At 62.7% G+C, this 9,321-nt stretch carries 10 protein-coding genes; 3 read left to right on the top strand and 7 right to left on the bottom strand.

Annotated elements, in window-relative coordinates:
- The coding region (locus tag VK804_RS04150; RefSeq protein WP_325368131.1) for a TauD/TfdA family dioxygenase at positions 1–453 on the top strand (453 nt) is incomplete at its 5' end.
- Positions 454–614: 161 nt separating this feature from the next.
- Here the strand turns inward: VK804_RS04150 and VK804_RS04145 are convergent.
- Positions 615–1,292 carry a YqgE/AlgH family protein gene (locus VK804_RS04145; RefSeq protein WP_325368129.1) on the bottom strand — a complete coding sequence of 226 codons (678 nt, stop codon included), beginning with the start codon at positions 1,290–1,292 and terminating at the stop codon, positions 615–617.
- Between the two features lie 234 nt (positions 1,293–1,526).
- Here VK804_RS04145 and VK804_RS04140 point away from each other — a divergent pair, with 234 nt between their 5' ends.
- Together VK804_RS04140 and VK804_RS04135 are read left to right on the top strand one after the other, a co-directional pair.
- Positions 1,527–2,297: a protein-disulfide reductase DsbD domain-containing protein gene (locus tag VK804_RS04140; protein ID WP_325368135.1), complete on the top strand. Its 771-nt coding sequence runs from the start codon at positions 1,527–1,529 to the stop codon at positions 2,295–2,297.
- A gap of 88 nt (positions 2,298–2,385) precedes the next feature.
- On the top strand, positions 2,386–3,750 hold the full coding sequence (locus tag VK804_RS04135; RefSeq protein ID WP_325368133.1) for an oligosaccharide flippase family protein: 1,365 nt from the start codon (positions 2,386–2,388) through the stop codon (positions 3,748–3,750).
- Between the two features lie 72 nt (positions 3,751–3,822).
- On the opposite strand, the gene VK804_RS04130 is transcribed toward VK804_RS04135, so the two are convergent.
- The 6 genes from VK804_RS04130 to VK804_RS04105 all read right to left on the bottom strand — a co-directional run.
- On the bottom strand, positions 3,823–4,611 hold the full coding sequence (locus VK804_RS04130) for a 3-hydroxybutyrate dehydrogenase (protein WP_325368127.1): 789 nt from the start codon (positions 4,609–4,611) through the stop codon (positions 3,823–3,825).
- 5 nt (positions 4,612–4,616) lie between these two features.
- On the bottom strand, positions 4,617–5,801 hold the full coding sequence (locus VK804_RS04125) for a patatin-like phospholipase family protein (RefSeq protein WP_325368125.1): 1,185 nt from the start codon (positions 5,799–5,801) through the stop codon (positions 4,617–4,619).
- Between the two features lie 93 nt (positions 5,802–5,894).
- The gene (locus VK804_RS04120; protein WP_325368123.1) at positions 5,895–6,395 is read right to left on the bottom strand and encodes a CAP domain-containing protein; all 501 of its coding nucleotides are present in this window, start codon (positions 6,393–6,395) and stop codon (positions 5,895–5,897) included.
- A gap of 191 nt (positions 6,396–6,586) precedes the next feature.
- The gene (locus tag VK804_RS04115; RefSeq protein WP_325368122.1) at positions 6,587–7,321 is read right to left on the bottom strand and encodes a phosphoadenylyl-sulfate reductase; all 735 of its coding nucleotides are present in this window, start codon (positions 7,319–7,321) and stop codon (positions 6,587–6,589) included.
- Entirely contained in the window at positions 7,318–7,833 is a 516-nt protein-coding gene (locus VK804_RS04110; RefSeq protein ID WP_325368120.1) for a DUF934 domain-containing protein, read from the bottom strand. The genes VK804_RS04115 and VK804_RS04110 overlap by 4 nt, the downstream gene beginning before the upstream one ends.
- Positions 7,820–9,321 (bottom strand): nitrite/sulfite reductase (locus VK804_RS04105; protein WP_325368118.1); only part of this gene is annotated, 1,502 nt, incomplete at its 5' end. The genes VK804_RS04110 and VK804_RS04105, both read right to left, overlap by 14 nt.

Raw genomic sequence — 9,321 nt, 5'->3', positions numbered from 1 at the left:
GACATGCGCGCGGCCTATGACGCGCTCGACGACGAGACCAGGGCGGAGATCGAGGACCTGATCTGCGAACACTCGCTGATGTATTCGCGCGGTTCGCTCGGCTTTCTCGACTACACCGAGGAAGAGAAAGCGATGTTCAAGCCGGTGCGGCAACGGCTGGTCCGCACCCATCCGGTTCATCGCCGCAAATCGCTATATCTGTCGTCACATGCCGGTGCGATCCTCGGCATGAGCGTGCCGGAAGCGCGGCTGTTGCTGCGCGACCTCACCGAACACGCCACTCAGAGCGAGTTCGTCCACGTCCACAAATGGACGCTGCACGATCTCATCATGTGGGACAACCGGCAGACGATGCATCGCGTGCGCCGTTACGACCAGTCGCAGCCGCGCGACATGCGGCGCGCCACGGTGGCCGGCACCGAACCCACCGTCGCGCAGCAGGCCGCGGAGTAGAGCTATCGCTACGCGCTGAGCTCCAATTCACCTCGCCCCGCTTGCGGGGAGAGGTCGCAACGCATCGATGGATGCGTTGCGGGTGAGTCTCTGTGAATTCGGTTTGTGGGAAAAGCCACTCACCCCAATCCTCTCCCCGCAAGAGCGGGGCGAGGGAGAAGTCAGGCGTGCCCTGCTTCGTTCGAGAGCATGCCGACGTCGATCCCGATCTTGCGCAGTGCCCGGGAATATTTTTCCTCGATATCGCCGCCGAAGATCAAATCGGAATCCGCATCACAATGCAGCCAGCCATTGTCCTGGATTTCGCTTTCGAGCTGGCCCGCGGCCCAGCCGGCATAGCCCAGCGCCAGGATCGCATGCTTCGGCCCCGAGCCCTTGGCGATCGCCTTGAGAATATCGACCGTGGCGGTCAGGCAGATCTCATGGTCGATGCGCAATGTCGCATCCTGAATGAAAAAATCGCTCGAATGCAGCACGAAGCCACGGCCGGTCTCGACCGGGCCGCCCTTGAGCACCTTCAAGGTCTCGGCGTTCTCCGGCAGCTTGATCTGGTCGGCCTTCTTGATGATGTCGAGCTGGACCAGCAAGCCGGGAAAATCGATGCTGCCCGCCGGACGGTTAACGATAATTCCCATGGCGCCTTCCGCTGAATGCGCGCAGAGATAAATCACGGAGCGTTCGAAGCGAGGGTCGCCCATGACAGGCATCGCAATCAACAACTGGCCATCGAGGTAGCGATGGCCCTGGGGTTCGCTGGAGCTGTCGGAAGCTTTGCGGTGAGCCGTTCTTGGCCGGAACCGTTCTGCTCCATGATCTGGTCTTTTGTCGTCAGAGCTCATCGCCGAGGACTCGCGTAGATGATCCATCCTGATATTGGGCTTAAGTTCTGTCAATCAAGCTTGAGTCCTGTTTCAGCGTGCATCACAGGCAATTCAATGGCTTGCCATCTCACTTGGAGTTAAGGACGTTTTATGAACGCAATGGTTCCCCACTCTCACAAGCACGTGCCCACGTTGCGCAGCGCACGATCGGCGGCACTGTTTACCCTGGCCGCACTGACCTCGTTTTCATCGATGGAAGCGCGGGCCCAGGACGCTTCGCCATGGCAGAAGGGAACACATTCGGCCGTGCGGCTTCTTGCGGGATCGCGCAGCGGGCCAGTGCTGCTCGGTGGCGTCGCTGTTCAACTCGATCCGAGCTGGAAAACTTACTGGCGTACCTCTGGCGATTCCGGCGTTCCGCCGCGCTTTGATTTTTCCAAATCCGATAATGTCGAGGCGGTGACCGTTCTGTGGCCCGCGCCGGCAAAATTCGACGACGGCGCCGGTGGCTTCTCGCTCGGCTATCACGATCAGGTGGTGCTGCCGCTGCGGATCGTGCCGAAGGTCAACGACAAGCCAGTGACACTTCGTGCCAACATCAGCTACGCGGTTTGCGAAAAGATTTGCATTCCGGTCGAAGCGAGCACGGAGCTGACATTCGCAAGCGTTGCGAGCACCGAAGACAGCGTCCTGTTCGCCGCGCTCGATACCGTCCCGAAGCCGGCCTCGGTCGGCGATCCTAACCCGCTCACCATTCGCGACGTCAAGCGCGAGGGCAAGTCTACGGTCCTGGTGGATGTGCTCTCGCCCGATGCGAGAACGGTCAATTTGTTTGTCGAAGGCCCGACCCCGGATTGGGCGCTGCCGGTTCCAAAACTTGTCGAGCACGGCCCGCCCGGCATCAAACGCTTTTCCTTTGAACTCGACGGTGTTCCGCCGGGCGTGAACCCCGAGGGAGCCGCCCTCAAATTGACGCTGGTCGGCGGCGATCGCTCCTACGAGTTCAACATCAATCTGTATTAAGCGGTTTCCAACCGAATCTTAACGAAGTGTTGATAGCCAGAATCTCGGCCGCGGCGCCTGCGGCGTGAGGACTTCCTGCTTGGCCGTCATGGACGCTCAACCCGCCAACACCCCGCCCGCCAGCATACTCGCACGCCTGCGATCGATGCTCGGCGGCGAGGGCTCCAGCGAAGCCTCGGTCACCCGGCGTCTGGCCGGCACGATCTTCATCATCCGCGTGTTCAGCGCAGCACTTGCCTATTTCTCGCAAGTCCTGCTCGCCCGCTGGATGGGCGGCTCCGACTACGGCATCTATGTCTATGTCTGGACCTGGGTGCTGCTGCTCGGCAGCATGATGGACTTCGGCATTTCTACGTCAGCCCAGAAGATCATTCCGGAATATCGCACCCGCGGCGAGAACGCGCTGTTGCGCGGCTTTGTTTTCGGCAGCCGCTGGATGACGTTCATGGTCTCGTCGATCATCTCGGCGTTGCTGGCCGGCCTCGTGAAATGTTTGTCGCCGTGGATCGGCCCCGGTGAGGTCGTTCCACTTTACATCGGCTGCCTTACGCTACCCGCCTTCGTCGTCGCCAATACCCAGGACGGCATCGCACGCTCCCATGACTGGATGCGGCTCGGACTGATGCCGCAATTCGTCATCCGCCAAACCCTGATCATCGGCGTCACCGCCGGCCTGTTCGTCCTCGGCTTCCATCTCGGGGCCACCACGGCGATGCTGGCGAGCGCGGCCGCCGTCTGGATCGCCATGATCGGTCAGATGGTGGCGCTCAATCGCCGCCTCGCCGGTCACATCCCGCCCGGCCCGAAAGCCTATGACGTCTTTTCCTGGCTTTCGATCTCGCTGCCGATTCTGATGGTCGAGGGTTTTTATCTGCTGTTGTCCTACACCGACGTGCTGGTGCTGCAACAATACCGCTCGCCGGAGGAAGTAGGCATCTACTTCGCGGTCGTGAAGACGCTGGCGCTGGTTTCCTTCATTCACTACGCGATGTCGGCCACGACGGCGCATCGCTTTGCCGAATACCATGCACTCGGCGATCAGGCGCGGCTCTCGGCCTATGTCGCGCATGCGATCAAGTGGACGTTCTGGCCTTCGCTCGCCGCGACAATCCTGCTGCTCGCGCTGGGCAAGCCACTGCTCTGGTTGTTCGGGCCGCAATTCGTCGTCGGCTACGACATCATGTTCGTGGCGGCGATCGGCCTTGTGGTGCGCGCGGCCGTCGGCCCGGTCGAGCGGCTCCTCAACATGCTCGGCCACCAATATGTTTGCGCGCTGGCCTACGCGCTGTCATTTGTCCTGAACCTTGCGCTCTGTATCGCGCTGATACCGCGCTTCGGCGGCCATGGCGCGGCGGCCGCAACCTCGATCTCGCTGGTCTTCGAGACCGTGCTGCTGTTCTACATCGTCCGCCAGCGGCTTGGGCTCCACGTGCTGGCGTTCGGGAAGCGCTAACGCATGGAAAAGCCGCACCACTTGCGACAGTGATGCGGCCTCTTGGCGCAACTTGATCTCAGAATTAAAGCGTTACTCCGCGGTCCAGCCGCCATCGATCGAGAGATTGGCGCCGGTGATTTGCGCGGCATCGTCGCCGCACAGGAACAGCGCGAGCGCCGCAACTTGCTCCGAGGTCACGAATTCCTTGGTCGGCTGCGCGTCCAGCAGCACGTCCTTGATGACCTGCTCCTTGGTCATGTTACGCGCCTTCATGGTCTCCGGAATCTGGTGTTCGACCAGCGGGGTCCAGACATAGCCGGGGCTGATGCAGTTGCAGGTGATCTTGAAGGTCGCGAGTTCGAGGGCCGCGGTCTTGGTCAGGCCCGCGATGCCATGCTTGGCCGAGACATAGGCCGACTTGAAGGGCGAGGCCACCAGCGAGTGGGCGGACGCGGTATTGATGATGCGGCCCCAGCCGCGCTTCTTCATGCCGGGCACGGCGGCGCGGATGCCGTAAAACGCCGACGACAGGTTGATAGCGATGATCGCCTCCCACTTCTCGGGCGGGAATTCCTCGATCGGCGAGACGAACTGGATGCCGGCATTGTTGACGAGGATGTCGACAGCGCCGAAAGTCTTCTCGCCGAGCGCGACCATCTCGGCGATCTCGGCGGGTTTCGTCATGTCGGCCGGCGAATGTACCGCCTTGACCTTGAAATCGGTCTCGATGCCGGAGCGCTCCTTCTCGATGTCGGCCGGCACACCCATGCCGTTGAGAACGATATTGGCGCCGGCGCCCGCGAAGGCGCGCGCATATGCGAGCCCAATGCCGCTGGTCGAGCCGGTCACCACCGCGGTCTTGCCTGTCAACGTACCCATTGCATTCACTCCTGTTTGTCCGGTTTCGCCGGGGTTCCGGTGCCGTCCCCCGTGAGGTCGTAGGTCACCATGGTTTCGTCGGATTGCGGCCGCTCCAGCCAGTCCTCGTGGCGCATCGACAGATGCACGTCGCGCTCGCCCGCGCTCCAGTGCTCGACCATGCCGACATGCGAGAAGTCGTAGTCCTTGGAGTTGGTTTCATAATTCTTGCTGCGGTAGATCAGGTGCACCACCGTAACGGTGCTCTCCTGGCTGAGCTTGCACAGGAATTCGACCGACGGATCGTTCTTCAAATAGTCCGGCAATTTGCCGATCAGCTCGCGCAGCGCCTTGCGGGCGTTGTGAATCTGCTTGGCCTTGTCGGTGTTCATCCGGGTGCGGCTGGAAAAGCGGATGTCCTTTTCGCGCTCGGCGGCTTCCAGCAGCGAGAGCGGCAGCGGCCCGCGCGCGCTGAACAGGTCGACCTGGAAGATCAGCAGGTCGTTCCTGATCTCCTCGTCCAGCACATAATCGAGCGGCGTGTTGGAGGCGATGCCGCCATCCCAAAAATGCTCGCCCTCGATCACGATCGAAGGAAAGCCCGGCGGCAGCGCGCCCGACGCCATGATGTGCTCGGGGCCGATTCTCTTGCCCGCTTTCTTCATTTCAAAATTATCGAAATATTTGAAGTTGCCGGTCGTGACGCTCACCGCGCCAACACTCAACCGGGTCTCCAGCGCGTTGATGCGGTCGAAATCGACCAGGCGCTCCAGCGTGGCGCGGAGCGGCGAGGTATCGTAATAGCTCTGCGACTGCGGCGACCCTTGCGGCCACAGCGGGGCGGGCGGAATCCGCGGTCTGAAAAAGCCGGGAACGCCGAAGGTCGCAATCAGCGCGGCCGAGGTTTCGTTGAACAGCGAACGTGCGCGATCGCCGTTGGTGACGGGATTCCAGGGCACCGGCGCGGAAACCATCTCCCAGAATTCCTTGAGCCGGTCCACGCGTTTCTCGCGCGGATTGCCGGCGATGATCGCGGCGTTGACGGCGCCGATCGAGATGCCGGCAACCCAGTCCGGCTCGAAATCATGATGACACAGCGCCTGATAGGCGCCGGCCTGATAGGAGCCGAGCGCGCCGCCGCCCTGCAGCACCAGTACGCGCTGCGCCTTCGCGGGCGTTGTTGCAGGCAGCGGATCGGAATATTCGGTCATGTCGGTCGATCGATGATCAAAATGAAATGACAAGGTGGGGTCAGATCGCGATGGCGTCAATCAGCGAGGCGGGAAGGGGTGATCACGCCGTGTTTATCGCGGTTCCGATGCCGCCATAATCATCGTCCAGAACACCTTGTATTTGGTATTCGGAGCGTAGCTGGCCGCGATGCCCAATTTTGTGACACCGTTTTTCAGCATGTTGGCCCGGTGCGGGGGCGAGTCACGCCAGCCCGAAAACGCTTCCGCCAGCGTATGGTAGCCCGCCGACACATTCTCCACCGCCAGCGTCGCCGGATATCCTGACGTCGTGAGGCGCTGCGCCAGCGGCGCCTTGACGTCGTGGTCGAGCTTGTTGTGGCTGGCCATCGCCAGCGACTGCGCTTCGGCGAGCTTCATGAGATCGGGATCGATCGCCACGCTGCCGAGCCCGTTGTTCTGCCGGTACAGCGAGATCATCGAGGCCGCCGCCTGCGGATCGAGTCTGGCGCCGGGAGCGGCCATGTTGACATACATGGTCGGCTCCTCGATCGGCGCCTCCGCCGCGCAGCCGCCAAGCGCCAACAATCCGAGTATGGCGATCGCCGCCCGCATGATTCGACCTACCCCCAACGTGAAGGGCGGTTGTTGCATACCAACCGTGGCTGAATAGTGAACGGCGAGGCAAGTCACCCCTCATTCCGGGGCGAGGCGACGCCTCGAACCCGGAATCTCGAGATTCCCCGATGCGCAATGGCGCATCTGAGGTCTGGTCCTTCGGACCATCCCGGAATGACGGCCCAGTGCTACGCCATCTTCACCGTATGGATGCCGCATTCGGTCTTGGGCCGGCCGCGCCAACGGCCGGCGCGGGTCTCCTCGTCGGGCGAGGTGCGGCTGGTGCAGGGCATGCACCCGACCGAGAGGAAACCCTTGGCCGCCAGCGGATGCGGCGGCAGGTTGGCCGCAGCATAGATCGCCTCGATCTGCTGGCGCGAGACGTTGGCGAACGGATTGAATTTCAGCCGCTCGCCGTCCTGTTCGACGACCGGCATCGCGGCGCGCAAGCCCCCCTGGAACCGCTTGCGTCCGTTGATCCAGCCGCGAAACGGCTTTAGCGCGCGCGCCAGCGGCTCGACTTTCCTGATCCGGCAGCAGGCATCGGGATCGGAGAACCATAATTCGCGATCCGGATCCTCGCGCGACAGCGTCGCTTCCGAGGGTTTTATGGAGCGGACGTCGCACAGGCCGAGCGTCGCAATCAGCGTGTCGCGATAGGCCAGTGTCTCCTCGAACAGCCATCCGGTATCGAGGAAGATCACGGGAATCGCGGGATCGACGTCCGTCATCACCTTGAGCAGGGCCGCCGATTCGGTGCCGAACGAGGACACCAGCGCGAGATGTTCGCGGCCGACGATCCGCAAGGCGGTCGCGACGATTTCCGCCGGAGCGGCGTCGCGAAGCGCGCGGTCGATCTCCTCGGCCGGCGGCAAAGCGCTTGCCGTCCGTTCGAACAACCTCTGGTGGGCGAGAGCATTCACTGGCTGGCACTCTCCGAATGGCGCAGCATCATCCGCCGATGCAGCGCGCTCATGCGGCCGTCGCCGGTCGGCTGATAGAACACCGAGTAACGCTTGACCGTGTTGGCGAACGCCTCGGCGTCGGCCGGCTTCTTCACCTCGAAGGCGTTGAAGCCTGCGCGCAGCATGAACAGGAACTGGTCGCGCAGCACCTGGCCGGTGGCGCGCAACTCGCCGCGAAAATTGTAGCGTTCGCGCAACAGCCGCGCCTGGCTATAGGCGCGGCCGTCGCGGAAGGTGGGAAACACCAGCGCAATCACCGCAAGCCGGTCCAGATACGGCACGAGGTCGTCGACGTCGCGGTTATTCGGCCAGATCACGCCGGTCCGCCCCTTGCGCTGCGACAGTGCTTCGGCGTCTTCGAGAAAGCGCGCGGAGGATACCAGGATCGCGCCGTCGCCGGGGATCTCGGCGTCGTCGGCGAGATGGACGAGCGGATCGTCGCCGGTCGCTCCGTCCTTAACGAGTAGCATAGACCCGCTCCCTGAAAGGCTCCACGCCGAGCCGCTTCACCGTGTCGACGAAAAGCTCGTCGGGGCGGGTGCGCAGCGCGAGATAGGCTTCGACGATGTCCTCGACCACGTCGGCGACTTCGGCATAAGGCACGGCGGGCCCGATCAGGGCGCCGAGTTCGGCGTTCTCGTCGGCACGGCCGCCGATCGTGATCTGATAGAATTCCTCGCCGTTCTTCTCGACGCCCAGAATGCCGATATGGCCGACGTGATGATGGCCGCAGGCGTTGATGCAGCCGGAGATATTGATGTGCAACCGTCCGATCAATTCGGCGGTGTCGTGATTGGCAAACCGCCGCGTCAGTTCCTGGGCGATCGGAATCGAACGCGCATTGGCGAGCGAGCAATAGTCCAGTCCGGGGCAGGCGATGATGTCGGACACCAGATTGACGTTCGGTGTCGCCAGCCCGATCCTGTCGAGCGCCTTCCACAGCGCCGGCAGATCGCGCTTGGCGACATGGGGCAGCGCCAGATTCTGCTCATGGCCGACGCGGATTTCGCCGAACGAATATTTGTCGGCGAGATCGGCCAGCGCGTCCATCTGATCGGCGGTGGCGTCGCCCGGTGGGCCGCCGACCGGCTTCAGCGACAGCGTCACGATCGCGTAGCCCTGCACCTTGTGCGTGAACACCGAATTGCGCCGCCAGCGCTCGAACAGCGGATCCTGCGCGGCCTTCTTCAATTCCTCCGGCAGATGCGGCAGCTTTTCGTAAGCCGGATAGGTGAAGCGCGAGCGGATGTCCTCGATCATGGCCTCATCCAGCGTCAGCGCGGTGCCGGTCTCGCGCATCTGCCGCCACTCGTCCTCCACTTCAGCAGCGAATTTCTCGATGCCGAGTTCGTGCACCAGGATCTTGATGCGGGCCTTGTAGATGTTGTCGCGGCGGCCGTACTGGTTGTAGACGCGCAGGATCGCCTCGACATAGCTGAGCAGATCGCGCCCCGCCACGTACGGCTTAATCGTCTTGGCGATGAACGGCGTGCGACCGAGCCCGCCGCCGACCAGTACCTCGAATCCGGTTTCGCCTTCGGCGTTCTTGTGCAGCCGCAGGCCGATGTCGTGGATCTTGATCGCGGCGCGGTCGTGCGGCGAGGCTGATATCGCGAATTTGAACTTGCGCGGCAGGAAGGAGAATTCCGGATGCAGCGTGGTGTATTGCCGCAATAATTCCGACCAGATCCGCGGATCCTCGATCTCGCCAGGTGCGACGCCGGCCCATTGATCGGAGGTGACGTTGCGGGTGTTGTTGCCCGAGGTCTGCATGGCGTGAATGCCGACCTCGGCGAGATCGGCCAGTGCATCCGGCAGTTCGGCGAGCTTGATCCAGTTGTACTGGATGTTCTGCCGGGTGGTGAAGTGGCCGTAGCCGCGGTCGTAGCGGCGCGCGACATGGGCCAACCGCCGCAATTGCGTCGACGACAGCGTGCCGTAGGGGATCGCGATCCGGA

This window comes from Bradyrhizobium sp., assembly GCF_035484855.1.
GTDB lineage: Bacteria > Pseudomonadota > Alphaproteobacteria > Rhizobiales > Xanthobacteraceae > Bradyrhizobium.
Note: the sequence above shows the minus strand (reverse complement) of the source record. Positions and strands in the feature narration are given on the sequence as shown.

Coding starts and splice junctions, on each gene's coding strand:
- VK804_RS04145 (WP_325368129.1), bottom strand. CDS start 1,292: ATGAGCTCTGACGACAAAAGACCAGATCATGGAGCAGAACGGTTCCGG.
- VK804_RS04140 (WP_325368135.1), top strand. CDS start 1,527: ATGGAAGCGCGGGCCCAGGACGCTTCGCCATGGCAGAAGGGAACACAT.
- VK804_RS04135 (WP_325368133.1), top strand. CDS start 2,386: ATGGACGCTCAACCCGCCAACACCCCGCCCGCCAGCATACTCGCACGC.
- VK804_RS04130 (WP_325368127.1), bottom strand. CDS start 4,611: ATGGGTACGTTGACAGGCAAGACCGCGGTGGTGACCGGCTCGACCAGC.
- VK804_RS04125 (WP_325368125.1), bottom strand. CDS start 5,801: ATGACCGAATATTCCGATCCGCTGCCTGCAACAACGCCCGCGAAGGCG.
- VK804_RS04120 (WP_325368123.1), bottom strand. CDS start 6,395: ATGCGGGCGGCGATCGCCATACTCGGATTGTTGGCGCTTGGCGGCTGC.
- VK804_RS04110 (WP_325368120.1), bottom strand. CDS start 7,833: ATGCTACTCGTTAAGGACGGAGCGACCGGCGACGATCCGCTCGTCCAT.